The sequence below is a fragment of the Alteraurantiacibacter aestuarii genome (assembly GCF_009827405.1).
GTDB lineage: Bacteria > Pseudomonadota > Alphaproteobacteria > Sphingomonadales > Sphingomonadaceae > Alteraurantiacibacter > Alteraurantiacibacter aestuarii.
In genome coordinates, this window is record NZ_WTYY01000003.1 from 444,167 (window position 1) to 468,083 (window position 23,917).

General features: G+C 63.1%; 24 protein-coding genes. 15 read left to right on the forward strand and 9 right to left on the reverse strand.

Annotated elements, in window-relative coordinates:
* Positions 1-95: 95 nt before the first annotated feature.
* The 7 genes from rho (at position 96) to GRI32_RS07620 (ending at position 7,395) form a co-directional block, all read left to right on the forward strand.
* Positions 96-1,352: a transcription termination factor Rho gene (rho, locus tag GRI32_RS07590; RefSeq protein WP_160590797.1), complete on the forward strand. Its 1,257-nt coding sequence runs from the start codon at positions 96-98 to the stop codon at positions 1,350-1,352.
* Between the two features lie 182 nt (positions 1,353-1,534).
* On the forward strand, positions 1,535-1,804 hold the full coding sequence (locus GRI32_RS07595; RefSeq protein WP_160590798.1) for a DUF6489 family protein: 270 nt from the start codon (positions 1,535-1,537) through the stop codon (positions 1,802-1,804).
* Between the two features lie 8 nt (positions 1,805-1,812).
* The gene (mnmE, locus tag GRI32_RS07600) at positions 1,813-3,090 is read left to right on the forward strand and encodes a tRNA uridine-5-carboxymethylaminomethyl(34) synthesis GTPase MnmE (protein WP_160590799.1); all 1,278 of its coding nucleotides are present in this window, start codon (positions 1,813-1,815) and stop codon (positions 3,088-3,090) included.
* A gap of 69 nt (positions 3,091-3,159) precedes the next feature.
* Positions 3,160-5,019, forward strand: coding sequence for a tRNA uridine-5-carboxymethylaminomethyl(34) synthesis enzyme MnmG (mnmG, locus tag GRI32_RS07605; RefSeq protein WP_160590800.1), 1,860 nt, complete (start codon positions 3,160-3,162; stop codon positions 5,017-5,019).
* A gap of 56 nt (positions 5,020-5,075) precedes the next feature.
* Positions 5,076-5,642 carry a 16S rRNA (guanine(527)-N(7))-methyltransferase RsmG gene (gene rsmG / locus GRI32_RS07610; protein ID WP_419866764.1) on the forward strand — a complete coding sequence of 189 codons (567 nt, stop codon included), beginning with the start codon at positions 5,076-5,078 and terminating at the stop codon, positions 5,640-5,642.
* Positions 5,639-6,415 carry a ParA family protein gene (locus GRI32_RS07615; protein WP_160590802.1) on the forward strand — a complete coding sequence of 259 codons (777 nt, stop codon included), beginning with the start codon at positions 5,639-5,641 and terminating at the stop codon, positions 6,413-6,415. Before rsmG ends, GRI32_RS07615 begins: the two co-directional genes overlap by 4 nt.
* The gene (locus GRI32_RS07620; protein WP_160590803.1) at positions 6,412-7,395 is read left to right on the forward strand and encodes a ParB/RepB/Spo0J family partition protein; all 984 of its coding nucleotides are present in this window, start codon (positions 6,412-6,414) and stop codon (positions 7,393-7,395) included. The genes GRI32_RS07615 and GRI32_RS07620 overlap by 4 nt, the downstream gene beginning before the upstream one ends.
* Positions 7,396-7,467: 72 nt before the next feature.
* Here the strand turns inward: GRI32_RS07620 and GRI32_RS07625 are convergent, their stop codons facing one another.
* Both GRI32_RS07625 and GRI32_RS07630 read right to left on the reverse strand, forming a co-directional pair.
* Positions 7,468-8,400: a glycine zipper domain-containing protein gene (locus tag GRI32_RS07625; protein ID WP_237437441.1), complete on the reverse strand. Its 933-nt coding sequence runs from the start codon at positions 8,398-8,400 to the stop codon at positions 7,468-7,470.
* Positions 8,401-8,532: 132 nt separating this feature from the next.
* Entirely contained in the window at positions 8,533-9,015 is a 483-nt protein-coding gene (locus GRI32_RS07630; protein WP_160590804.1) for a GAF domain-containing protein, read from the reverse strand.
* A 62-nt stretch (positions 9,016-9,077) separates the two neighbouring features.
* On the opposite strand from GRI32_RS07630, the gene GRI32_RS07635 reads away from it, so the two are divergent.
* Positions 9,078-10,544 (forward strand): PQQ-dependent sugar dehydrogenase, encoded by a 1,467-nt coding sequence (locus tag GRI32_RS07635; RefSeq protein WP_160590805.1) that lies wholly within the window; start codon positions 9,078-9,080, stop codon positions 10,542-10,544.
* A 6-nt stretch (positions 10,545-10,550) separates the two neighbouring features.
* On the opposite strand, the gene GRI32_RS07640 is transcribed toward GRI32_RS07635, so the two are convergent.
* Positions 10,551-11,375, reverse strand: a complete 825-nt coding sequence (locus GRI32_RS07640) for an ATP-binding protein (protein WP_160590807.1) — start codon at positions 11,373-11,375, stop codon at positions 10,551-10,553.
* Positions 11,376-11,521: 146 nt separating this feature from the next.
* Between GRI32_RS07640 and GRI32_RS07645 the strand changes: the two genes are divergently transcribed.
* Positions 11,522-12,895 (forward strand): aryl-sulfate sulfotransferase, encoded by a 1,374-nt coding sequence (locus GRI32_RS07645; RefSeq protein WP_160590809.1) that lies wholly within the window; start codon positions 11,522-11,524, stop codon positions 12,893-12,895.
* Between the two features lie 37 nt (positions 12,896-12,932).
* Positions 12,933-13,862, forward strand: a complete 930-nt coding sequence (locus tag GRI32_RS07650) for an L-threonylcarbamoyladenylate synthase (protein WP_160590811.1) — start codon at positions 12,933-12,935, stop codon at positions 13,860-13,862.
* A gap of 3 nt (positions 13,863-13,865) precedes the next feature.
* On the opposite strand, the gene GRI32_RS07655 is transcribed toward GRI32_RS07650, so the two are convergent.
* From GRI32_RS07655 to GRI32_RS07680, 6 genes are all read right to left on the reverse strand, one after another.
* Positions 13,866-14,195, reverse strand: coding sequence for a hypothetical protein (locus GRI32_RS07655; protein ID WP_160590813.1), 330 nt, complete (start codon positions 14,193-14,195; stop codon positions 13,866-13,868).
* 76 nt (positions 14,196-14,271) lie between these two features.
* Complete coding sequence (locus tag GRI32_RS07660; RefSeq protein ID WP_160590815.1) at positions 14,272-15,114, reverse strand: head GIN domain-containing protein; 843 nt, start codon at positions 15,112-15,114, stop codon at positions 14,272-14,274.
* Positions 15,115-15,296: 182 nt separating this feature from the next.
* Positions 15,297-15,830, reverse strand: coding sequence for a CarD family transcriptional regulator (locus tag GRI32_RS07665; RefSeq protein ID WP_160590817.1), 534 nt, complete (start codon positions 15,828-15,830; stop codon positions 15,297-15,299).
* A 280-nt stretch (positions 15,831-16,110) separates the two neighbouring features.
* A complete protein-coding gene (gene fdxA / locus GRI32_RS07670) occupies positions 16,111-16,449 on the reverse strand; it encodes a ferredoxin FdxA (protein ID WP_160590819.1) in 339 nt (112 codons plus the stop codon).
* Complete coding sequence (locus GRI32_RS07675) at positions 16,446-16,769, reverse strand: S4 domain-containing protein (RefSeq protein WP_160590821.1); 324 nt, start codon at positions 16,767-16,769, stop codon at positions 16,446-16,448. The genes fdxA and GRI32_RS07675 overlap by 4 nt, the downstream gene beginning before the upstream one ends.
* 12 nt (positions 16,770-16,781) lie before the next feature.
* Positions 16,782-19,331: a helicase-related protein gene (locus GRI32_RS07680; protein ID WP_160590823.1), complete on the reverse strand. Its 2,550-nt coding sequence runs from the start codon at positions 19,329-19,331 to the stop codon at positions 16,782-16,784.
* A gap of 202 nt (positions 19,332-19,533) precedes the next feature.
* Between GRI32_RS07680 and GRI32_RS07685 the strand changes: the two genes are divergently transcribed.
* From GRI32_RS07685 to GRI32_RS07705, 5 genes are read left to right on the forward strand one after another with little or no spacing between them, the layout of a single operon-like run.
* Positions 19,534-21,150 (forward strand): M23 family metallopeptidase, encoded by a 1,617-nt coding sequence (locus GRI32_RS07685; protein ID WP_202385977.1) that lies wholly within the window; start codon positions 19,534-19,536, stop codon positions 21,148-21,150.
* A 53-nt stretch (positions 21,151-21,203) separates the two neighbouring features.
* Positions 21,204-22,199, forward strand: a complete 996-nt coding sequence (gene hemB, locus GRI32_RS07690) for a porphobilinogen synthase (RefSeq protein ID WP_160590825.1) — start codon at positions 21,204-21,206, stop codon at positions 22,197-22,199.
* Complete coding sequence (locus GRI32_RS07695) at positions 22,192-22,758, forward strand: GNAT family N-acetyltransferase (RefSeq protein ID WP_160590827.1); 567 nt, start codon at positions 22,192-22,194, stop codon at positions 22,756-22,758. Before hemB ends, GRI32_RS07695 begins: the two co-directional genes overlap by 8 nt.
* The gene (locus GRI32_RS07700) at positions 22,755-23,342 is read left to right on the forward strand and encodes a gamma carbonic anhydrase family protein (protein ID WP_160590829.1); all 588 of its coding nucleotides are present in this window, start codon (positions 22,755-22,757) and stop codon (positions 23,340-23,342) included. The genes GRI32_RS07695 and GRI32_RS07700 overlap by 4 nt, the downstream gene beginning before the upstream one ends.
* Entirely contained in the window at positions 23,323-23,601 is a 279-nt protein-coding gene (locus GRI32_RS07705) for a DUF167 domain-containing protein (protein ID WP_160590831.1), read from the forward strand. Before GRI32_RS07700 ends, GRI32_RS07705 begins: the two co-directional genes overlap by 20 nt.
* Positions 23,602-23,917 lie beyond the last annotated feature (316 nt).

Consider the following 23,917-nt stretch of genomic DNA (forward strand, 5'->3'; position numbering starts at 1 on the left):
CCGGCTTTTGAGGTCGCCATCCAGAGCGACCGGGTCTGCTTTCTCCAAGCCCAGACGGCCCGCCGGCTCCCAGACTACATACGGAATTACGAATCATGCATTTGAAAGAACTGAAACAGCGGACGCCGGCAGAACTCGTCTCCATGGCAGAGGAACTGGGCGTCGAAGGTGCATCGACCATGCGCCGCCAGGACCTGATGTTCGCCATCCTCAAGGAAGTGGCGGAAGACGGTGAGGAAATCCTCGGCATCGGTACAATCGAGGTTCTGCAGGATGGTTTCGGCTTTCTGCGCAGCCCCGAAGCCAATTATCTGGCCGGGCCCGACGATATCTATGTCTCGCCCAACCAGGTCCGCAAATGGGGCCTGCGCACCGGCGATACGGTGGAAGGCGAGATCCGCGCACCCAAGGACGGGGAGCGTTACTTCGCCCTGACCAAGCTGCTCAAGGTCAATTACGATGATCCTGATGCCGTGCGTCACCGCACCAATTTTGACAATCTCACGCCGCTCTATCCCGATGAACGCCTGAACCTCGATACCAAGGATCCGACGGTCAAGGACAAGTCGGCCCGGGTGATCGATCTGATCGCGCCGCAGGGCAAGGGCCAGCGCGCGCTGATCGTGGCACCGCCGCGTACCGGTAAAACCGTGCTGTTGCAGAACATGGCCAAGGCCATCACCGACAACCATCCCGAAGTGATCCTGCTGGTGCTGCTGGTGGACGAACGTCCCGAGGAAGTGACCGACATGCAGCGCAGCGTGAAGGGTGAAGTGATCTCCTCCACCTTTGACGAACCCGCTACGCGCCACGTGCAAGTTGCTGAAATGGTTATCGAAAAAGCCAAGCGTCTGGTTGAGCACAAGCGCGATGTGGTGATCCTGCTGGATTCCATCACCCGCCTTGGCCGCGCCTACAACACCGTGGTGCCAAGCTCCGGCAAGGTGCTGACCGGCGGTGTGGATGCCAACGCCTTGCAGCGCCCCAAGCGCTTCTTCGGTGCTGCGCGTAACATTGAGGAAGGCGGTTCGCTGTCCATCATCGCCACCGCGCTGATCGATACCGGCAGCCGCATGGACGAGGTCATCTTCGAAGAATTCAAGGGTACGGGTAACTCCGAAATCGTCCTCGACCGCAAGGTTGCCGACAAGCGCATCTTCCCCGCACTCGATGTCGGCAAGTCCGGCACGCGCAAGGAGGAGCTGCTGGTCGACAAGGAACAGCTCTCCAAGATGTGGGTGCTGCGCCGGATTCTGATGCAGATGGGCACGATCGACTCGATGGAATTCCTGCTCGACAAGATGAAGGATTCCAAGACCAACGAAGACTTCTTCGCCACGATGAACCAGTAGAATTGTGGTGCACTGACAAGGAAACGGGGAGCTTCGGCTCCCCGTTTTGCGTTTGGGCCAGATGTGCGTTCGGCCAGCAATTTGTGCCCACCACTGGAAATTTCCACCGTCTTGCTCATATATGACACTTGGACGCGTATCTCGCCAAGGCGGCGATGCGCCGCAAGTGAAGGGCATGTGCCATGAAAATGAATATCGAGATCGATTGCTCCCCGGAGGAAGCACGCCGTTTCATGGGCCTGCCCGATGTGGAGAAGGCCAATGCGGCCTATGTCGACGCCATCAGCAATGCGATGAAGGGTGTGTCCAGTGTCGACCAGCTGGAGGATTATGCCAAGCAGCTGGCGCCGATGGGTCAGCTGGGGCTGAAGATGTTCCAGAACTTCATCGAGAATTCGATGGGCCAGGCTGGAAGCACGCCTTCCGGGAAGAACCGCTCCTCAGGCAACTGACCTCCCCGATGATGGACACGATATTCGCGCTTTCGAGCGGAGCGCCGCCGGCGGGTATCGCAGTCATCCGGGTAACCGGCCCGGCAGCGGGTGATGCTCTCGGCAGGCTGGCAGGAAAATTGCCGGTTCCCAGGCAGGCCACGCGCGCATGGCTGACCGATGATCGGGGCCAGCGGCTGGATGATGGCCTTGTGCTGTGGTTCCCCGGCCCGGCATCGGTGACCGGAGAAGATCTGGCCGAATTTCACTTGCATGGCGGCCGCGCGGTCATCGCTGCGGTGGAAGCCGCTCTCTCAGCCATTCCCGGCCTGCGCAAGGCGAGGGCGGGTGAGTTCACCCGCCGTGCCTTTGCCAATGGCCGGATAGATCTGGCGGAGGCCGAAGGCCTCGCGGACCTGCTCTCGGCAGAGACCGAACTGCAGCGACAGGCGGCTATCCTTTCAGCAGGCGGGCATTTGTCGCGCCAGGTGGAGGGTTGGCGTGAACAGCTACTGCATTTGTCTGCGCAGGTCGAAGCCGTCCTCGATTTTGAGGATGAGGACGATGTCGATGCGCTGCCCGCCGGATTTGCGCAGGATATCGAAGCTCTGGCGCTATCGCTGAGGCAGGCCCTTGATGCTCCGTCCGCGGAACCCTTGCGGGAGGGATACCGGGTGGCGCTGGCTGGACCGCCAAATGCTGGTAAATCCACACTTTTCAACGCTTTGCTTGATAATCAGGCGGCCATTACCGCCGCCATTCCCGGCACCACGCGCGATGTGCTGGTCAGGCCTGTTTCCATGGGTGGCGTGCCGTTTTCCTTCGTCGATATGGCCGGACTTCGCACCGAAAGCGGAGATGAGATCGAGGCCATCGGAATAGATCGTGCCCATGGCGAAATTGCCCGCGCAGACCTGGTGCTGTGGCTTGGCGCGGAAGGGGCTGGTCCTGCAGGCGCGTGGGAGATTGATGCGCAGTGCGACCGCGAAGACCACTGCCCCAAGCTCACCCCCGCGTTTCGCATCTCCGCTGTGACGGGGGAGGGGATGGACGCGTTGAAGTCCGCCCTGGTCATCCATGCCAGCGGGCAGTTGCCCCGGCCCGGCGAGCTGGCGCTGAACAGGCGGCAGCGTGATCTGGTGAGCCTCGCGGCCGACGAGCTGGGCGCGATTGCAGGTGAACGCGACCTCCTGCTGGTCGCTGAAAGGCTGCGTCAGGCGCGGCTTGCCTTTGATGCGCTGCTGGGACGCACGTCGACAGAGGATGTTCTCGATGCGCTGTTCGGCCGGTTCTGCATCGGCAAGTAGCCGCCCGGTGTTCCACGTGAAACATTGCCACTTTGACGCTGGCGCCTCAGCGTTCTATCGGCGGGCAGGATGAGCGCATTTGATATTCTGGTGATCGGTGGAGGTCATGCCGGCTGCGAGGCTGCTTCTGTGGCTGCGCGCATGGGTGCGCGGACGGCCCTCATATCCTTCGATATCGCCACCATCGGCGCGATGAGCTGCAATCCGGCCATTGGCGGGTTGGGCAAGGGCCATCTTGTGCGCGAAGTCGATGCATTCGATGGACTGATCGCCCGCGCAGCCGACGCCGCTGCCATTCATTACCGCATGCTCAACCGATCAAAGGGCAGTGCGGTTCAGGGTCCGCGCGTGCAGGCAGACAGGACCCTGTTCCGCGCCGCGATCCAGAAGATGATCCGCGCGCAGGACAATCTTACCCTGATAGAGGGTGAGGCGGCTTCGCTGCTGTTTCAGGAAGACCGTGTCTGCGGCGTCATTCTGGGCGACGGGACCGAGGTGCCTGCCGGTGCAGTGATCCTGTGTACCGGTACATTCCTGGGCGGCACGCTGTTTCGTGGTGAGGAGCGGCTGACAGGCGGGCGGATCGGCGAATCATCGGCTCAGGTCCTTGCCGCGCAGATGCGCAATTCCGGCCTGCCGATGGCGCGGCTGAAGACAGGTACACCGCCGCGTCTCGATGGGCGCACGATTAACTGGGCGCGTCTGGAAGAACAGCCGTCTGACAGTGATCCGTGGACCATGTCTGCGTTGACGCCGGAGCGCGTCAATCCTCAGGTTTTCTGTGCCATCACCCGCACCAATCCCGCCAGCCACGCGATTATTGCCGATAATTTGCATCGTTCGCCGCTGTTCACCGGGGCAATCGGTGCTGCCGGTCCGCGCTATTGCCCATCGATAGAGGACAAGATTCACCGCTTTGCCGATCGCGACGGTCATCAGGTCTTCCTCGAGCCTGAGGGGCTGGGCACGCATATGGTCTATCCCAATGGTATCAGCACCTCTCTGCCCACCGATGTGCAGCTCGCGATGCTGCGCACGATGGAGGGGTTGGAGCAGGTGGAGATGGTCGTCCCCGGCTATGCGGTGGAATATGACCATATCGATCCACGCGCGCTCGGCCCTGATCTGCAGCTGAAGGAAATGCCCGGCCTGTATTGCGCGGGCCAGATCAACGGCACCACCGGTTATGAGGAGGCCGCTGCACAGGGCCTTATTGCAGGTATGCATGCGGCGGCAAAAGTCCGGGGCGTGGCGCCTGCCCCCATCGACCGGGCAAATTCCTACATGGCGGTGATGGTCGATGACCTGACCTTGCACGGTGTGAGCGAGCCATATCGCATGCTCACCGCGCGGGCCGAATACCGCCTGCGCCTGCGTGCCAATAATGCCACCACCCGGCTGACTCCGCTCGCCATCGATGCGGGTTGTGTCGGGGCGGAGCGCACCGGGTGGGTCACCTCCCGCGAGCAGGAACGGTCAGTGTGGGATAGCGCGCTTGATCGCAAGGTGACCGGCGGTGAATTGATCGACCTGGGTATTTCAGCGAAGCAGGATGCCGGGCGGCTGACGTTGCGGGAATGGCTGCGCTTCCCCAATATCGATCTGCACGCACTCATCCCGCTGCTGCCTGCTGAATGTCGCACCGACAGCGCTCTGGCGGAAGAACTTGCGGAGGATGCGGCTTACGCTCCCTATCTGGAACGGCAGGATGCAGAGCTGCGCGATCTGCGTTCAAGCGAGGCCGTGCTGCTTGGTGACGGGTTCGCCTATGCGCAGGTTCCCGGCCTTTCCAACGAAATGGTCGAGCGGCTCAGCACGGCAAGGCCGGCCAATCTGGCCGCAGCGGGCAGGGTGCGGGGAATTACCCCTGCGGCTCTGGCTGCGGTTCTGGTACACGCGCGGCGTAATTCGGCTACAGAGGCAGCATGATTTCCACCGAGGAAGAAGCGCGCACCTATTGCGCAAACCTGTGCGATGCGGCGGGCATGGAGCGGCTGACCGCCTTCATTGACCTGTTGGCGCGGGAAAATGAGCAGCAGAACCTGATCTCCAACAACAGTCTGGAATCGGTGTGGCAGAGGCATATTGCCGATAGTCTCCAGCTGCTTGCGCATGTTCCACGTGAAACATCGCCCTGGCTCGATCTTGGCAGCGGGGCGGGCATGCCCGGGTTGATACTGGCCATCGCACGGCCGGATCTCGCCTTCCACCTGGTCGAATCGCGCAAGCGCCGGGTGAGTTGGCTGGAGAGCGTTGCCAGGGAATATTCGCTCACCAATTGCCATGTTCATGGGTCCCGTCTGGAAAATGTGGAAAGCTTTGAAAGCGCGGTAATCTGCGCGCGCGCCTTCGCTCCGCTGGGAAAACTCCTCCGCTTATCCGCCCGTTTTTCCACACAGCAGACCGTGTGGCTGTTGCCGAAGGGGCGTTCGGCAGCGCAAGAACTGTCTGAGCAGCCCGAATCGATCAGGGCGATGTTCCACGTGGAACAATCAAGCACGGATCCGCAGGCCGGAATCGTCAAAGGGCACGGGAGGCCACCGATCCAATGATCTGTATCGCCATAGCCAATCAGAAGGGCGGTGTGGGCAAGACCACCACCGCCATCAATATCGCGACCGCCATGGCGGCGACTGGCTGGCGAACCTTGCTGATCGATCTGGACCCGCAGGGAAATGCCTCAACCGGCATCGGCGTGGATGCGTCTCAGCGCGGCCTTTCGACCTACGACATACTGGTGGACAATGTGCCGGTGGATGATTGCATCATGCAGTCGCGCATTCCGGGTCTCGATCTCATCCCGGCAACGGTGGATCTGAGCGGGGCGGAAATCGAACTGGTTGGTGTGGAAGAGCGCACGCATCGCCTGCGCAATGCGCTGAAGCATCATCAGGGCCACGATGTGTGCTTCATCGATTGCCCGCCTTCGCTGGGTCTGCTGACACTCAACGCGCTGTGTGCGGCAGATACGCTGCTGGTGCCGCTGCAGTGTGAGTTCTTTGCGCTGGAAGGCCTCAGCCAGCTTTTGCAGACGGTTGAGCAGGTTCAGCAGCGTTTCAACCCCGATCTGGGTATTGTCGGCATCGTCCTGACCATGTTCGACAGGCGTAACCGCCTGACCGATCAGGTGTCCGACGATGTGCGCGAATGTCTGGGCAAACTTGTTTTTGAGGCGGTGATTCCGCGCAATGTCCGGCTGTCGGAGGCACCAAGCCACGGCCTGCCTGCGCTGGTCTATGATCACGCATGCGCCGGAAGCCGCGCCTACATGGCGCTGGCGCGTGAGTTGATCGGCCGCCTGCCACAGGAAAGGAAAGCCGCATGAGCACGCAGGAAAACGCCGAGACCACGGCCAAGCCATTGCCGCGCCGCAAGCTGGGCCGCGGCCTGGGCGCCTTGATGGGCGAGACGCGCCGTGAAGAGCCGCTGGCGCGCGCTGACGGTCAGTCTGCGGGCGATCGCGCGCAGGGTGCAACACCGGGTGCAAAACTGGGCCAGCGTGACGGTCTGGCCAGTCTGGCGATTGCAGTGATAGAGGCACATCCCGATCAGCCCCGCCGCCACTTTGCGGAGGATGCGCTGGAGGAGTTGGCCGCATCGATTGCGACGCGCGGTGTCATCCAGCCCGTGATTGTCCGCCCCTTGCCCAATGGCCGCTATCAGCTGGTGGCCGGGGAGCGCCGCTGGCGTGCTGCGCAAAAGGCGCAACTTCATGAAATTCCAGCCTTAATTCGCGATCTGGCGGACCGGGACGTGATGGCCCTGGCGCTGATCGAGAATATCCAGCGCGAAGATCTCAATCCGGTGGAGGAGGCCCGCGCCTATCAGCGCCTGTCCGAACTGGAAGACATGACACAGGCGGAAATTGCCCGTCTGGTGGAGAAATCGCGCAGCCATGTGGCCAATCTCCAGCGCCTGCTCAGCCTTCCTGCGGAAGTGCTCGACCATCTCGAAAACGGCAGGCTGGATATGGGCCATGCCCGCGCCCTGATCGGGCGAGACAATGCGGCGGAGCTGGCGAAGCAGGCGATCGACAAGCGGCTTTCGGTGCGTGAGGTGGAAAAGCTGGCCCGCGCATCGCAGGATGGCGGCAAGGTGTCACGCCAGCGTACAGCACGCGAACCACGCGATCCTGCGCGCGATGCGGATATCGCGGCGGTAGAGAACCACCTGGAGGAATTCCTCGGCCTGCCGGTGAAGATCGCCACCGATGCCGATCCGCGATCAGGCGCGGTGACGATCAAGTACCGCACGCTCGACCAGCTGGACCTGATCTGCCAGCGGCTTACCGGCGGTGGTATCTAGGGGATATCGGGGCTGGGCAAAGAGTCGCGCCGCGCGACTCTTTGCTCCACATTACCTTTTTATACCAAGCCTTTACTTGATTTCCTGAAGCTTGGAGGGCTGAGCTTCAACGGCGCGGCGGATGACCCTGCGCGGTGCGGGAGCTGCTGTCTCCTCGCGAGGTTCCTCGATCACGATCTCACGGTGGATCATGGGCCGGCCGCCGCGGCCAAAATTCTGCATTCCGGAGGCGACAGGCATCATCATGACCGGTGCATAGGCGATCCGGGCTGTCTGTGCGGGGCCATAGCCGCGCTCGTAATTGATCAGATAGGCCTCGCAATAATCGATCAGCGGCTTTTCGTCTTCGAAATCGTCCGCGTAGACGATGCGGTGATCGTCCTTGTCCTCGCCGATGGCCGAACCGATCACCGCGCCGGCAATGCCGCCAAGGCCAGCGCCAATCAGCGTGCCGGCAAGGCGTTCACCATCGGCGATCCGGTTGCCGGCAATGCCGCCGACAACTGCGCCCAGCAGGCCGCCCAGAAGGCCGCCATTATTCTCGCGTTCTTCTTCATAATAGACCGGGCGGCGATCATAGCCGTCATTGCGGAGCGCGCGGCACTGGGCCAGCCATTCCTCACGCTCTGCCAGCGAATAGGCGAAACGCGGGCCGGGGCGGCGTCCACCCATGTGGTGACCATCCATGTGGTGACCATCCATGCGGGGACGGCCCATGCGGTGCCTGCCGTCCTGATATACAGGCCGTTCGTCCTGCTCTTCGCCGTTCCAGGTGCCTTCATACTGCGTCTCGATGACATATCCGTCCTCGTCAGCGTAAGTGCCTTCCCATTCGCCGGTGTAGCTGTCCTGATCCTGCCAGTTGCCTTCCCACTCGCCATCATAAGTGCCAGCCTGCGCGATCTCGATATAGCGATCATCGAGCGGGCTCTCCTGCGCCATGGCGGGTGCGGCAATGGCCGCGAGCGACGCAGTGGCGGTCAGGACGGCAATGTACTTCGACATGGGAAATGCCCCTCAAACATAGCGAATCCGCGCGAACAGAGCGGAATTAAGCCGGTGTTTACTATATGTGGAGGGGCCTGTTCCCAAGCCTGTGCGGTGCGCTGTCCCGAAACGGGGCAAATGGCCCTGAAATCAGATCCGGTCAGAGAGGAGTGCGGCCAGTTGCTCCATGGCCGCCGCGTCTTCTGCGTCAAAGCGCGCGGGCAGGGGGCTGTCCAGATCGATGACGGCGATCACCCGGCCCTGCCGCATGACGGGCACGACCAGCTCGGACTTCGTTTGCGCGTCGCAGGCGATATGGCCGGGAAAAGCATGCACATCGGCGACAAGCTGGGTCTCTCCGCTGGCCGCGGCAGCGCCGCAGACGCCCACGCCCAGCGCAATGCGGATGCAGGCGGGCCGTCCGGCAAAGGGGCCGAGCACCAGCTCACCATCAAGCAGGCGATAGAAGCCGGTCCAGTTCACATCGGGCAGCATTTCCCACAGCAGGGCGGCGACATTGGCCATATTGGCCACGCCATCGCTTTCCCCGCTCGTCAGCGCATCGGCAGCCTGCAGCAGATCGCGGTACAGATCGGCTTTGGGAAGGCCGGGGGCGGGGCGAAAATCATACATTCCAACGCCTCTAGCGACCAAAGCATTTGCCGCAAGGCGTCGCAGCGCCTATTTCATCGTCCATGCGCATTATCAGAAACATCGTCATCTTCATCCTCGCCTTTGCCATCGTGGTCGGTGCCGCCTTCTGGTGGCTGACCCGCGGGGATACCGCGCAATACACGATTGAGGAAACGTCGGGCACGGACCCTGTGCTGGCAGAGCCCGATCCGCAGACCATTCCCACCGTGGGTGTGGCAAGGCCGATCGGCTGGGAAGATGGCGAGGCACCTGCCGCCGCCGACGGGCTGGTCGTCACCCGCTTTGCCGAAGGGCTGGAGCATCCGCGCGTGATCTACACCATGCCCAATGGCGATGTGCTGGTAACGCTCTCCAACGCACCCGAACGCGTTGTCGCAGGCGGTAATGCGATCACCAATTTCATTGCCGGCCTGTTGTTCAGCCAGGCAGGCGCTGCGGTCCCATCGCCGAACAAGCTGGTGCTGCTGCGCGACGCGGACAGTGACGGCGTGGCGGAGGAACAGCACGTCCTGCGCGATGATCTCGATTCTCCGTCGGGCATCGCCTGGCGTGACGGCAACCTTTACATCGCCAACCACGATGAGGTGCTGCGCTTCGATTATGCCGAAGGCGCCAACGTGGTTTCCGGCGAGGCGGAGAAGCTGATGGACCTGCCCGGCGCGGGCAACCATTGGATGCGCAACATCATCCTCAACGATGAGGGCACGCTGCTGTATGTCGCGGTCGGTTCGGCCTCCAACATCGGTGAAGGCGGGATGGATATCGAACTGGGCCGCGCCGCCATTCACGAACTCAACCTCGAAAACGGCTCCTCCCGCGTCTATGCCGGGGGCCTGCGCAATCCCAATGGACTGGCGTGGAACCCGTGGAGCGGAGAGCTGTGGACCACGGTGAATGAGCGTGACCAGCTGGGGTCGGACCTGGTGCCTGATTACCTGACCAACGTGCCGCTGGGCGTCAATTACGGCTGGCCGTGGGTTTATTATAACGATGTGATCGACGAGCGGGTTGAGGCGCCGATGCCGCAATTCCTCACCGAATATACCCGCACGCCTGAATTCGCGCTGGGCGCGCATGTGGCACCTCTGGGTCTTGTCTTTACGCAAGGCGGCACGATGCTGGGCGAACAGTTCAGCCAGGGTGCCTTTATCGCCCGCCACGGATCGTGGAACCGCAAGCCTGCCGCCGGTTATGACGTGGTTTACGTCGCTTTTGATGAGCGCGGAAATCCGCTCGGCAAGCCGGTGACGGTGCTGGAAAGCTTCCTGGCGGGAGAGGGCAAGACGCATGGCCGCCCCACATGGGTGGCATGGGACCGGACCGGCGCCCTGCTGGTGAGCGATGACACCGGTAACATCATCTGGCGGGTCACCAATCCGGCTGCTGCTGCAACCGCAGTGCCCGTGCGCAATCGCGGTGAACCGCTGCCGCCGCGCCGAGAGCTGAACGGCGATCCGGCGCGCGCCTTCGATGACCCGCCGGTCGATCTGCTGCCGGGCAACTTCTGAGACGCGTCAGCCGAGTGGCTTTCCGGCCCGTCCGGCCAGTTCGGTGATGAAATGCCATGCGGTGCGTCCGGACCGCGCGCCGCGCCGCTTGGCCCATTCCAGCGCCTCGGCCTCATCCAGATCAAGCGCATATTCCGCCGCATAACCGCGCAATATGGCGAGGTAATCGTCCTGCGAGCAGGCGTGGAAGCCCAGCGACAGGCCAAAGCGATCGGCCAGCGCCAGGCTGTCATCCACACTGTCACGCGGATTGAGCGGATCGTCCTGCTCGCTGGCATGGCGGGACAGGATGGCGCGGCGGTTGGAGGTGACGGCCAGCCTGACATTGGCCGGACGTGCCTCCACCCCGCCATCCAGCCAGCTGCGCAAATGGCGCGGGCCAACCGAATCGCCCTCGGCAAAACCCAGGTCGTCGATGAACACCAGGAAATTGCGCTCCACCCCCGCCAGACTGGCAAACAGGGCAGACAGAGTTGCCAGTGCATCGGTGGTCACCTGCACCAGCGCGATGCCGCCGCCGCCCGCCTGCGCCTCCTTCACGGCGGAGCGGATCAGGGCGGACTTGCCCATGCCGCGTGCGCCCCACAACAGCATGTCATGCGCTGCATGGCCGCCAGCCAGCCGCGCCACATTGTCGGCCGCGATGGCCTTTTGCCGGTCGATCCCGCGCAGCAGCGCCAGCGCCGGTGCGTCAATCCGTTCCACCGCGCGCGCCGATCCGTTCCAGACATAGGCGGGCGCGGCCAGCCAGTCGGCAGGAGGGTGTTGCGGTGCCTGTGCGCTCTCGAGCGCCTGCGCAATGCGGGCCAGCAGGTCATTGGTCTTGCTCATCCGCACTGCCTCGCGCTTTCACCGCCCACTCGTCAAGCCGCCAAGTGGATTGCACCTGCTCGCCATTGTCTTACAACATGCCCACAGGCCCTGACGGGATGAGGGCGCGATAACACGCGCGGGGCCGGACATGGGGGAGGGAAATTATGAAACGCAGGGTCCTGCGCGTGCTGGGTGCATGCATTACCGGTCTGGCTGCTCTGGCGCTGGGATCGCCGATGCTGGCCGCGCCCAGCGTCTATCCCACCGGTACCACGATCTACGATCCGGAGCAGGCGCAGGGCGGTTACACCGTCCTTTCCATCCTTGGTACGCCGGCGGTGATCGTGATCGACATGAATGGCCGCGTGGTGAAGCGCTGGGATGGCTTCAACGTCTCCTCCGGCGGGCCTGCGCGCGTATTGCCGGGCGGAATTGCCGTGGGGCCGACGGGGACATTTCCCCGCCACCAGGAATCGCGCGCCATGATCGCGCAGGACTTTGGCGGCACGCAGCTGTGGCAATACCACCAGTCCGAAGCGATCGAGATAGACGGCGAGCAGGTCATGAGCGGCCGCCAGCACCATGACTGGCAACTGGCCAATTTCCCCGCAGGCTACCCGTCACCCGGCATCTCTCCCACGCTGGAGGGCACGCGCAAGCTGTTGCTGACCCATTCCAGCCTGACCGATGATACGATTGCCGATATCGTGCTGGAAGATGACCGGCTGATCGAGCTGAGCGCCGGTAATGAGATCATCTGGGAATGGCGCGCATCGCAGCATGTGGACGAGCTGGGCTTTGATGTGGCCGCCCGCACCGCCATTCGCCGTCTGGCGCAAAGGGACGCATTTGACTGGTTCCACGTCAATTCCGCCACCTATCTTGGGCCCAATCGCTGGTTCGATGCCGGTGATGAGCGGTTCAATCCCGATAATGTGATCATTTCCAGCAGGCAGGCCAATGTCATCGCCATCATTGCGCGGGACGGGTCCGTGGTGTGGCGGATCGGCCCGGATTTCAGCGATTCGCTGGCACAACAGGCGATCGGCCAGATCATCGGCCAGCACCATGCGCATCTGATTCCGATTGGCCTGCCCGGGGCCGGAAACCTGCTGGTGTTCGATAATGGCGGATCTGCCGGTTATGGCGATCCCACTGCGGTCTCCCCCAACGGCAATGCGGTGATGCAGCGGCCGGGATCGCGCGTGCTGGAAATCAATCCGGTCACGCTGGAAGTGGTGTGGAGCTATGCCAACGCCAATTTCTACAGCTTCAACATCAGTTCCGCCCAGAGGCTGGAGAACGGCAACACGCTGATCACCGAAGGCGCACCGGGGCGGATTTTCGAAGTCACCAGCGAAGGCGACATCGTGTGGGAATATATGAACGGACCAAGCGAGGGTTATGGCGGATTGAACTCGATCTACCGCGCCTATCGCATTCCCTATGGCTGGATTCCGCAATTGCCCGTGCCCGAAGAAGTGGCCATCGCGCGGCCCGATCCGGCCAGCTTCCATGTGCCGGGAAGTGTGCAATAGGCTTGGCAGGAATTGCCTGGCGCGATAGCGCCGCGCCATGAGCAACATCCTGCCAAGCGATGAAAGCGGACTTGCCCGCGCCGAAGAGCTGCTCCGCGCAGGGCAGATCGTCGCCGTGCCGACAGAGACGGTCTATGGCCTGGCCGCGCGGGCGGACAGCGAGGATGCGGTTGCGGCCATCTTCCGCGCCAAGGGGCGGCCCAGCTTCAACCCGCTGATCGTGCATGTCTCTTCGCTGGAAATGGCCCGCCGGATCGCCCGTTTCGATGCGCGGGCAGAGGCGCTGGCGGCGCAATACTGGCCCGGACCGCTCACGCTGGTGCTGCCGCTGAACCCGGGAGCCGAGATCGCGCCCGCGGTGACCGCCGGACTTTCCACCATTGCGCTGCGCATGCCCGCGCATGATCTGACGCGCAGCCTGCTGCAACGGCTGGAGCTGCCGCTTGCGGCCCCCTCTGCCAATCGCAGCACGGGCATCAGCCCCACCAGTGCCGCGCACGTCGCCGCATCGCTGGGGGACCGGATTGCCGGGATTGTGGATGGCGGCGAATGTCCCAGAGGCCTGGAATCGACCATTGTCGCCTTACGTGACGGGGGGATGTGGAGCCTGCTGCGCGAAGGGCCGATTACCCGGGCCCAGCTGGAGGCAGCGCTTGGCTCTGCCCCGGTGGAATCCGTGGCGGGCATAGAGGCACCGGGGCAGATGGCGCGCCATTATTCGCCCGGCAAGCCGCTGCGCCTCAACGCCCTGACCGCGACGGACGACGAGTATCTGATCGGCTTTGGCGATGTGGAGGGGGATTCCAACCTGTCCCCATCGAGCGATCTGGCTCAGGCGGCGGCGCGGCTTTATGCCTGCCTGCATGAAGCTGCGGCGTCATCCCGCCCGCGCATTGCCGTTGCGCCTGTTCCGCGCGATGCCATTGGCGCAGCGATCAATGACCGGCTGAAGCGGGCTGCTGCCTAGGGGCTACTCGGCCTGTTCAACAGGAATGCCCGGCATCAGCGCGTCCATTTCCCGGCGCACGGCAAGGGCCTCGCGGCAGGCATTGTCTTCACCATCGCTGCAATCCTCGGCCAGATCCTGATACTGGCGCTGCAGGCGGCCTAACCGCTCCTCACGCCGCCTGATTTCGCGCCCGCGCGCTTCATCGGCTTCGGACTGGCTGGTGGTGGCAAGGTCCACCGCCTTTCCGGCAACGCGGACGGGCGCGGTAGCCAGATCCACTGCGGCACTGGCCAGGCATCCACCCAGCAGCAGCGGGGCGATGGCGGCAAAGACTAGCGTTGCGGCACGCATGGGCGGGTCCTGTAGAACTGGAACTTGGCCCGATCATGACCTGCCCTGCGTTATCAGGCAATGAATGGCGGCGAAATCAGGCCGGCTTGTCCTTGCGCGGCTCACACACCAGACTGCCCGAACCCATCGCGTGCACCCGGCAGCGCGCCGATCCGCGCACGGTGACATTGCCCGAACCCATCAACCGCGCCTTCACTTCGCCGTCACTGGCAAAGACTGCATTGCCCGATCCGGCGATGGTGACTTCCGCCTCTTCCACCATCAATTCGCCAAGCTTGCCGCTGCCACTGCCAGCCACTGTCAGGAAGAGTGCGCGCACGGTGCCGTCAGCCTTGAACTTTCCGGACCCCGCGATCGACACGTCGAGCCGATCTACATTCAGGTCATGCGCGCGAATTCTTCCGGACCCCGCGATCACCACCTCGGCATCTTCGGCAAGACCATCGACAGTGATTTTACCTGCACCGGCGATGGTGAGCTTGCGCGGAGCGGGCATGGTGACGGTTACAGTGGCGATGCCTTCGCCGCCATGGCTGCTGTTGTCGCTGGCCACGTGCAGCGCACCGTCCTGCAAGCGGAAGCGGAGTGTATCCTTCGCCTCATCATCCCCCTGGATGGCAATGCTGAAGTCATCGCCGCGCGTCACCACCACATTGTCCGCCCCGGATAGCACCAGCGCCTCCGGCACATCGCCATCCATCTCCAGGTCAGCGAGAGGCACACCACTGCGGGGCCCAAAACCATTGGCGAAACCTTTGCCGAATCCTTTGCCGAATCCTTTGCCGAAATCCGGGCCGTGGCCCCAGTCGAATTCAAATTTCCTGTTCTTGCGTCCGGCCGCCATGACGCCGCTCATCGCGGCCATCGCCACCAGTGGACCGACAGTGCGGAACATCTTTTCGAAATCTTTGCCGTTCATAGCGAATCCTGACCTGCGTGTCTGTGTATTAACGCACTGATACACGAAAGGAGTGCGGCAAACAAATGCGCTTGTCGAGTGGTTCCAGCGTTTGGTCGCGGCGTCTCGTTTGGATGCAAAAAGGGCCGCTTCGGCGGTGCGAAGCGGCCCCTTTGTGCCTTTGTGGTAGCCTTAGGCTCCCGTCAGGCGTCTTCAGTGTTGTCGTAATATTGCGGCGCATGCTCTTTCAGCACTTCGAGAATCTTGGTGAGCGCTGTCGGCTCATCGGTCTTCTCCATTGCTGCGAGCTCGCGTGCCAGGCGGCTGGATGCCGCCTCGAAGATCTGACGCTCGGAATAGGACTGTTCCGGCTGGTCTTCCGGACGGAACAGGTCGCGCGTCACTTCGGCGATGGACACCAGGTCACCCGAGTTGATCTTGGCTTCATATTCCTGGGCACGGCGTGACCACATGGTCCGCTTTACCTTGGGCTTGCCCTTGAGGGTTTCCATCGCTTCCTTCAGCGTCTTGTCGCTGGAAAGCTTGCGCATTCCGATCGATTCAACCTTGTTGACGGGAACGCGGAGCGTCATGCGCTCCTTCTCGAAACGCAAAACATACAGTTCGAGCTGCATTCCGGCGATTTCCTCGCTCTGCAGTTCGATCACACGGCCAACACCGTGCTTGGGGTAAACAACGTAATCGCCTACATCGAAGGCTGGCGCATTGGTTGCCATGAACATTCCTTTCGTTGCCGGTCAGATCTCTTTTTCAGCGACACGGAACCATCGGACTGCACGACCCACCGGCAGCCGGTATTCCTTTGTCATGACGCTGAGAGGGGGAGACCTGCCTTCCTATCCACCCGTTTCACTTGAGCGATACGGGCGATTGGGCAATTATATAACAGATTCGTAACATAAATGCCAGCCCTGCAGAACAACAGCACAAGACCCGCCAATCAGCGGTGTGATGGCGGGCAGCAGTGGTGTGGAACAGGCGCGGCGCGGCGCTGAATCAGTCGCCTTCGCCGGGCTCCGGGGAGAAGTACTTCTCGAACTTGCCCTCTTCGCCCTTGTGCTCATCAGCATCGGCAGGCGCGTCTTTGCGTTCGGTGATATTGGGCCATTCGGCGGAGTATTTGGTGTTCAGCTCAAGCCACTTCTCGGTCCCGCTCTCGGTATCGGGAAGGATTGCTTCGGCCGGGCATTCGGGTTCGCAAACGCCGCAATCGATGCATTCCGAAGGATTGATGACCAGCATGGTCTCCCCCTCATAGAAACAATCAACCGGACAGACCTCGACGCAATCGGTGTATTTGCATTTGATGCAGGCGTCGGTGACGACATAGGTCATGTGTGCGTATTCCCTTCAAACTGGTCCACTAGAGGGCGCCGAATTATGTCTGCTACGGCGATTGAAGCGCCAGCGTCAAGCTCGCGGTAGCAGGATTGTGCCTCCGCTGCAGGACCGCGCCGGATGGGTAAAGCAAGGATTTCTATCACCTTCACAGATGCACCCAGCGGCAGGGTCAGGACATCGCCTGCAAAAATCGCCTGATCCGCGCGGGTCACACGCACCCGGTTGCGGCGAACATGACCCTGCGCGATCATACGCTGCGCCAATGATCTGCTTTTGAAGAAGCGCAGGCGGCACAGCAGCAGGTCGATCCGCATCTGTGGACAGGCTCAGCCGATCAGGTCCGCCAGGCCGGCGAACACGCTGTTGACAGCGACGGGCTTGCTGGCCTGCCTGTCCGGCCGCGGCTGGCTGTCCTTGCGCGGCGGACGCCAGCTCCACGGCCTGGGGCGGGGCGGGCCGAACACACCTTCCGCCAGTTGCTTCTGCTCGCCAGCCCGGAAACCGGCGTCGCGCATCAGCCGTTCGAAACTGTCCGCCTGCAAGCCCATCGAAGTGGCGAGCGCGGAATCGACGCTGAAACCGCGCCCGCTGGATTTACCGCGCTGGTCATGCGCGGCGCGAAAAAGCTTTTCCGCCATGTCGATGCGGATCGCCTGCCGGCCTGCGCGGCGATAACCCGCGGGGATCTGCCTAGGCGCCTCTATCACCGCTTCCATGTTCGGATTGAGCGGACGCCGGTCAATCCCCAGTTCCCGCATCAACTGCCGGGGACCGGGCTTGAGCAGCGCGGGCACGAATACATCCAGCGCCCCGATGGTGACGCCAAGACGCCGCATATAGGGCCGCTTTTCCTTGGGGATTGCTGCAAGGCCGGCGGATTCCCGCTGCACGGTGCCGTTGCGGTCAACCAGCGTCAGCAGCAGCGCGCGCACCTCGCTACCGGCATCGGGGTCCTGCGCCGCCTGTTCCAGGCTGCGCAGCGGAGCGAGCGGTGCCATCTGGGCTTCCAGCCACAGCTCCAGCGCCTCGCTCAAACGCGCGCGGTGCGCATGGTCCAGAGCGACCAGCTCCTTTGCCAGCACGATGCGGAAGCGGGTCGGGGTCTTGCCGCGCTCAAGCTGTGCCACCGGCTTGCCGGCGCGCATGATCGCGCCGTGGGCAATGTTCAGCTCCCCCAGTTCCTGCGCGATCAGCGCCTGCGCCTTTTGCGCCAGCAATTGCGGCATGTGCTTTTCCGCCGCCGCCAGCATCAGCTTGCGGTCTTCCTTTCCGGCATCGGCATCGACCACGAAGCGAAAACCATCGAGATGGCCTATCACCTGTCCCTCAACCTTAACCTGTCCATCCTCGGCCAATTCCACACGCAGCAATGCAGCATCCTTTCCCATCGACTTCATCAATACAGCAGTGCGGCGATTGACAAAACGTTCTGTCAGCCTCTGGTGCAATGCGTCGGACAATCTGGCTTCCACGGCCCGTGCGCGGTCCGCCATTTCATCGCGCGCCAGCACCCAGTCGGGCCGCTGGCAGATATAGGCCCAGCTGCGGATGGCTGACAGGCGGCCCTGCAACACATCGATATCGCCGCGCACCTCGCCCAGTTCCGAAATGCGCGCGGCGACATAATCCGCGCCGATATGGCCCTGGCGCAAATCGCGCCACAAGCGGCCCACGAAGCGCGCGTGCATGTCCGCGCCCTGCTGGCGAAAATCGGGCAGCTGGCACGCATCCCAGAAGCGCCTGACCTGACCCGGCGTCCTGACGTCAGCGGTCAGCGCGTGATCTTCCACCAGCCTTTTCAGCACCGCCAGATCGATGGCTTCGGGCGCCAGTGCCAGTTGCGGCACCTCCGGGGAAATTTCCAGATCGCCGATCAGCGTGTCGATGGAATCGAAGCGCGGCTGGGGATTGCGCCAGAACAGACGCGGGATCGGCGCAAAGCGGTGCTGCTCGATCGCGTAGATTTCTTCCTCGGTAAATTCGAGCGGCTCCTTGCCGCGCCCGCCCGACAGGGTTCCGAAAGTGCCGTCCTGGTGATGGCGACCGGCGCGTCCGGCAATCTGCGCCATCTCCGCAGGCGTGAGCCTGCGCTGGCGAACGCCGTCAAATTTGGAGAGCGAGGCGAAGGCCACATGGGTGACATCGAGGTTGAGGCCCATGCCGATGGCATCGGTCGCCACGATGTAGTCCACTTCTCCCGACTGGAACAATTCCACCTGGCGGTTGCGCGTTTGCGGGCTGAGCGCGCCCATCACCACGGCCGCCCCGCCGCGAAAACGGCGCAGCAACTCGGCCACCTGATAGACCTGCTCGATCGAGAAGGCGACGACGGCGCTGCGCGGCGGCAAGCGGGAAAGCTTGGTGGAACCGGCATGGCTGAGGGTGGAAAAGCGCGGCCTTTCCTCCACTTCCACACCCGGCACCAGCGCCCTGACCATTGGCTCGAGCGTGGCCGCACCCAGCAGCATGGTTTCATCCCGCCCGCGCGCATGCAGCAGGCGATCGGTGAAGATATGCCCGCGCTCCCGGTCGGCTGCCAGCTGCGCCTCGTCCAGCGCCACGAAGGCGCGGTTGCCGCCGTCCCTCGGCATCGCCTCCACCGTGCACAGCAGATAGCGCGCGCCCGACGGTTCGATCCGCTCCTCACCCGTTATCAGCGCAACCTGGCTTGCACCCTTGATCGCGCAGACCTTGTCATAGACCTCGCGCGCCAGCAGCCGCAGCGGAAAGCCGATGGCGCCGCTCGCATGGCCGCACATGCGCTCAATCGCCAGATGGGTCTTTCCGGTATTGGTCGGACCAAGCACGGCTCGAATCCGGCTGTCATGATAAGGGGCTGCCACAGTACCGGGTAATCTGGAGGCCACAGGCCGCATACGCAACCGCTTACCCACAGAGTAATCGGCAGACCACCGCCCCGGCAGACACGGTTCGGCGCTCCGGAGACTCGGCTGGTCGCTGTTAAGGCGGAATTTACTTTATGCGCGCAGATGGTCAGGCCACAGCAGGCGCGGGTAGCGGACCGCGTCACTGGCCATTTGCCGATAATAATTCCACGCGGCCGCAAGGAGGGCGCGTTTGTTCAAGGATCGCGACAATCAGGCTCAGGTGACACCGCAGGACGGTGACTTTCCGCCTGCGCAATTGTTGCATGACCAGATCCTGCATGAAGGCAGGGCGGCGCCGCGCAAACAGGCGCGCATCGCCAGCTTTGCGGATCGCTATCACGAATGGCGCGAACATGCTTCCCTGACCCTGTCCGGACTGGACCTGGCACCAGACCTTGCGCGCGATATCGGATCGCGGCGCTGGCTGCGCGGTGTCGCCACACTGGTCGGGCTTTCGGCGGTGGCGCTGTCCGGCTGGCCCGGCTTCTCCCCGGTTGAAGCGGCTCCAGCCATGCAGATCGATGAAGATGCCCGCGATGAGTTTCGCAGCCAGATGATCATGCCGCTGGCGCTGGGCGGGGATAGCGGGCGGCGCATGGGCGCCACCTTGGCGGTTATCCCGCTTGCCAACGCGCCCGAACGCCCGCGCATCGAAATGGTCGCCACGCTTACTCCCGGTGACGGTTTTGACCGCATGTTGCGCCGCGCCGGTGTCAGCGAGGTAGAGGCGGAACGCATTGCCGGCATGGTTGGCCAGGCCATGCCGCTGGAAGATATCGCCCCTGGCACGCAAGTGGATATCACGCTTGGCCGCCGCCTTGCAGATGGCCAGCCGCGCCCGCTGGACGCGCTGAGCTTTCGCGCCCGCTTCGACCTGCAGATCGCGGTTGAGCGCCGCAACGGGGAGCTGTTCCTCGATCCCCGGCCGATTCTGGTGGATACCACTCCGCTGCGCATCCGCGGCGACGTGGGCAGCAGCCTCTACCGCTCCGCCCGCGCGGCAGGCGCTCCGGCCAAGTCGGTCCAGCAGTTCCTGCGGGTGCTGAGCAATGAGCTCGATCTCGACCGGGAAATCTCCTCCACCGACACGTTCGACCTGATCGTGGATTACAAACGCGCCGCCACCGGCGAGGTTGAGGCGGGCGATGTGCTCTATGCCGCGATCTACCGCAATGGGGAGCCGCGCCGCCGCATGATGCGCTGGGGGCGTGAGGGCCGCTATTACGAGGCATCGGGCGTGGGCGAGGAGCGTCAGGGCCTGATGGCTCCCGTGCCCGGCGCCATCACCTCGCGCTATGGCATGCGCCGCCACCCGATCCTGGGCATCCGCCGCATGCATGCCGGCCTGGATTTCCGCGCCAGCCACGGCACGCCGATCTATGCCGTTACCGATGGCCGGGTGAATTTTGCCGGCCGTAACGGGTCCTATGGCAATTATGTGAAGCTGGATCATGCCGGCAATCTGGCAACGGGCTATGCACATATGAGCCGGATTGCCGTCAACCGGGGCCAGCAGGTCCGCCGCGGGCAGGTGATTGGCTATGTCGGCTCCACCGGCCTGTCCACCGGACCCCACCTTCATTATGAGATGTATCGCGGCGGGCAGAAGGTCGATCCAGCCAGCGTGCGCTTTGTCACCCGCGCGCAGCTGGAAGGCCGCGAGCTGGAGGAATTCCGCGCCCAGCTGGCTTCGCTGCAACGGGTGGAGCCGGGCGCGGCGCTTGTCGACCTGGCGCCGGACCCCGACGCAAGCGAGGAGCCGGTGCGCGAGATTGACCGTCTGGAAAACCGCCAGAAGGTCCGCTGAAATCCGCCGGTGATTGCCCCGGACGCGCTTTTGCGGCAGGAGCCAAGGCCGATATGACAGCTTCCTACCCCGCCACCCGCCTGCGCCGCAGCCGCGCTACTTCATGGAGCCGGGCGCTCCACCGTGAAACCGTGCTGACGCCTGCCGATCTGATCTGGCCGCTGTTCGTGACAGAAGGCGCGGGCGTGGAGGAGCCGGTCGGATCGCTGCCCGGCGTATCGCGCTGGTCGGTGGACCTGATCGCCCAGCGCGCGCGCGAAGCGGTGTCGTTGGGCATTCCGTGCCTCGCCTTGTTCCCCAACACTCCTGCGGCAAAGCGCAGCGATGACGGGGAGGAAGCGCTCAACCCGGACAATCTGATGTGCCGCGCGATCAAGGCGATCCGCGATGCCTGCGGCGATGATGTGGGCGTGCTGACCGATGTCGCGCTCGATCCCTATACCAGCCACGGGCAGGACGGCCTGATCGATCAGGCCGGATATGTCCTTAATGACGATACGGTCGCGATGCTGGTGGATCAGGCGATCAACCAGGCGCAGGCGGGCGCGGACATCATCGCCCCGTCAGACATGATGGATGGCCGCATCAGGGCGATCCGCATTGCGCTGGAAATGGGCGAGCATCACAACGTGCAGATCATGGCCTATGCGGCCAAATATGCCTCTGCCTTTTACGGCCCGTTCCGCGATGCTGTGGGATCGGGCGGCCTGCTGAAGGGCGACAAGAAGACCTACCAGATGGACCCGGCCAATGGCGCGGAGGCGCTGCGTGAAGTGGCCATGGATATTGCCGAGGGTGCAGACAGCGTGATGGTCAAGCCCGGCCTGCCTTATCTGGATATCGTGGCGCGGGTGAAGGATCGCTTTGACGTGCCCGTCTTCGCTTACCAGGTGAGCGGCGAATATGCGATGATAGAGGCCGCCGCCGCTGCCGGAGCGGGCGATCGTGAAGCGCTGGTGATGGAAACGCTGATGGCGTTCAAGCGCGCAGGCTGCACCGGGGTGCTGAGCTATCACGCGCCGCTGGCCGCGCGCCTGCTCAATGGCTGATTTCCGGGTCGAAACAGACCGCCTGATCGTGCGCGACTGGGCCGGCGATGCCGACTGGGACGCATTCCTGCGCCACACAAACACCCCTGCAGTGATGGAGTGGCTGGGCGGCCTGCTTGATGCGGAAGGCGAGCGGAAACAACGCCAGCGGGTGGAAGAATGCCGCGCGCTCAACCATTTCTGTTTCTGGCTGGTCGAACGCAAAGACGACGGCGGCCATTTATCGGGCGAAGTGCTGGGCTTTTGCGGCATGAAGCGCAGCAATCAGGAGGGCGGTCCGCAGGGCGAGTTCGAGATCGGCTGGCGCTTCCGGGCGGATAGCTGGGGGCATGGCTATGCCCGCGAAGCCGCCATTGCCGTGCGCGATGCCGCGTTTGAGATATTCGCCGCCCCCAGCATCATAGCCCTGACTGTGCCGGAAAATGCCGCAAGCTGGGGCCTGATGCTGCGCCTTGGGATGAAGCGGGACGAAGCGCTCGATTTTGCCAGCGCGGCATTCGGCTCTGACACAATCATTGCCTATTCGCTGGATCGGGCTGACTGGGAGGCGCTGCGATGAATGCAGACAGCAGATTTCCCGGCGCCACCATTCTGCCTTTCGAAGGCAAATATCCGCAAATCCACGAAACCGCCTTTGTTGCGCCGGGTGCGCGCATCATCGGCGATGTCACCATCGGGGCGCAGGCCAGCATCTGGTATAATTGCGTGCTGCGCGGCGACATTCACCGCATCGAAGTGGGCGCGCGCAGCAATGTGCAGGACGGCAGCGTGTTCCACGTCGAAGGCCCGCGCCCTGACACGGACGGCTGCCCCACCATCATCGGTGAGGATTGCGTGATCGGGCATATGGCGCTGGTCCACGGGGCCACTCTGGAAGACCGGGCGTTTGTGGGCATGGGCGCGATTGCGATGGACGATTGCCGCATCGGATCGGGCGCGATGCTGGCGGCAGGCGCATTGCTCAGCCCCGGCAAGGCGATACCGGCGGGCGAGATCTGGATCGGGCGTCCGGCCAAATTCCTGCGCAGACAGGATGAGACGCAGATCGCCAAGATCCGCTTCCAGACGGAGCGTTATTGCAAGCTGGCACAGCGTCACCTGGCCGCCCTGAGTGGCCTCGGCCATGGCCCGCCCGAAAACTGACTCTCCATCGGCCGATGCGATCCGCGCGCTGGCGGATGCACAGGGACGGCTGGCCGTGCGGGTGACGCCCGGCGCTCGCAGCGAGGCTATCGAGATTTCCGGCGGCAGATTATTGCTGAAAACGCGGGTCAAACCCCAGGATGGCGCGGCCAATGACGCGGTGATGGCCTTGCTGGCAAAAGCTCTTGGCACCGCGCCTTCACGGCTCAGCTTGTTGCGCGGCGCAACTTCTCGCGAAAAGCTGGTGCAGCTCGATTAGCCGCGGATCGGCGCGCGCAGGGCTCCGACCCCGCCTGTCTCCCGCGCCGGATCAGGCCTTTCGGCGATGGCTGACCGAAGGCGCTTCATCGCCCTCTGCCTGCCGTGCAGTTTGAGGAGCCTGTTCGCCTCGCAATGACATGATCATCTTTAATCTGGCGGGGGTAAGTTCGGACAATTCGATGTTCTCGAACTTACCCATATTGCTTACGGCAGGACTGACGTAAGGCTTTTTTGTTCGTTCTGGCATTGTGGTGCGACCCTTCTTGCAAAAAGCGAATTGAGAGAGTGTTCAGGTTCTGAACGCAAAACCCTAA

Excerpts from the sequence above, each read along its gene's own strand:
- rho (WP_160590797.1), top strand. The coding sequence starts at position 96 with ATGCATTTGAAAGAACTGAAACAGCGGACGCCGGCAGAACTCGTCTCC.
- GRI32_RS07595 (WP_160590798.1), top strand. The coding sequence starts at position 1,535 with ATGAAAATGAATATCGAGATCGATTGCTCCCCGGAGGAAGCACGCCGT.
- mnmE (WP_160590799.1), top strand. The coding sequence starts at position 1,813 with ATGATGGACACGATATTCGCGCTTTCGAGCGGAGCGCCGCCGGCGGGT.
- mnmG (WP_160590800.1), top strand. The coding sequence starts at position 3,160 with ATGAGCGCATTTGATATTCTGGTGATCGGTGGAGGTCATGCCGGCTGC.
- rsmG (WP_419866764.1), top strand. The coding sequence starts at position 5,076 with ATGGAGCGGCTGACCGCCTTCATTGACCTGTTGGCGCGGGAAAATGAG.
- GRI32_RS07615 (WP_160590802.1), top strand. The coding sequence starts at position 5,639 with ATGATCTGTATCGCCATAGCCAATCAGAAGGGCGGTGTGGGCAAGACC.
- GRI32_RS07620 (WP_160590803.1), top strand. The coding sequence starts at position 6,412 with ATGAGCACGCAGGAAAACGCCGAGACCACGGCCAAGCCATTGCCGCGC.
- GRI32_RS07625 (WP_237437441.1), bottom strand. The coding sequence starts at position 8,400 with ATGTCGAAGTACATTGCCGTCCTGACCGCCACTGCGTCGCTCGCGGCC.
- GRI32_RS07630 (WP_160590804.1), bottom strand. The coding sequence starts at position 9,015 with ATGTATGATTTTCGCCCCGCCCCCGGCCTTCCCAAAGCCGATCTGTAC.
- GRI32_RS07635 (WP_160590805.1), top strand. The coding sequence starts at position 9,078 with ATGCGCATTATCAGAAACATCGTCATCTTCATCCTCGCCTTTGCCATC.
- GRI32_RS07640 (WP_160590807.1), bottom strand. The coding sequence starts at position 11,375 with ATGAGCAAGACCAATGACCTGCTGGCCCGCATTGCGCAGGCGCTCGAG.
- GRI32_RS07645 (WP_160590809.1), top strand. The coding sequence starts at position 11,522 with ATGAAACGCAGGGTCCTGCGCGTGCTGGGTGCATGCATTACCGGTCTG.
- GRI32_RS07650 (WP_160590811.1), top strand. The coding sequence starts at position 12,933 with ATGAGCAACATCCTGCCAAGCGATGAAAGCGGACTTGCCCGCGCCGAA.
- GRI32_RS07655 (WP_160590813.1), bottom strand. The coding sequence starts at position 14,195 with ATGCGTGCCGCAACGCTAGTCTTTGCCGCCATCGCCCCGCTGCTGCTG.
- GRI32_RS07660 (WP_160590815.1), bottom strand. The coding sequence starts at position 15,114 with ATGAACGGCAAAGATTTCGAAAAGATGTTCCGCACTGTCGGTCCACTG.
- GRI32_RS07665 (WP_160590817.1), bottom strand. The coding sequence starts at position 15,830 with ATGGCAACCAATGCGCCAGCCTTCGATGTAGGCGATTACGTTGTTTAC.
- fdxA (WP_160590819.1), bottom strand. The coding sequence starts at position 16,449 with ATGACCTATGTCGTCACCGACGCCTGCATCAAATGCAAATACACCGAT.
- GRI32_RS07675 (WP_160590821.1), bottom strand. The coding sequence starts at position 16,769 with ATGCGGATCGACCTGCTGCTGTGCCGCCTGCGCTTCTTCAAAAGCAGA.
- GRI32_RS07680 (WP_160590823.1), bottom strand. The coding sequence starts at position 19,331 with ATGCGGCCTGTGGCCTCCAGATTACCCGGTACTGTGGCAGCCCCTTAT.
- hemB (WP_160590825.1), top strand. The coding sequence starts at position 21,204 with ATGACAGCTTCCTACCCCGCCACCCGCCTGCGCCGCAGCCGCGCTACT.
- GRI32_RS07695 (WP_160590827.1), top strand. The coding sequence starts at position 22,192 with ATGGCTGATTTCCGGGTCGAAACAGACCGCCTGATCGTGCGCGACTGG.
- GRI32_RS07700 (WP_160590829.1), top strand. The coding sequence starts at position 22,755 with ATGAATGCAGACAGCAGATTTCCCGGCGCCACCATTCTGCCTTTCGAA.
- GRI32_RS07705 (WP_160590831.1), top strand. The coding sequence starts at position 23,323 with ATGGCCCGCCCGAAAACTGACTCTCCATCGGCCGATGCGATCCGCGCG.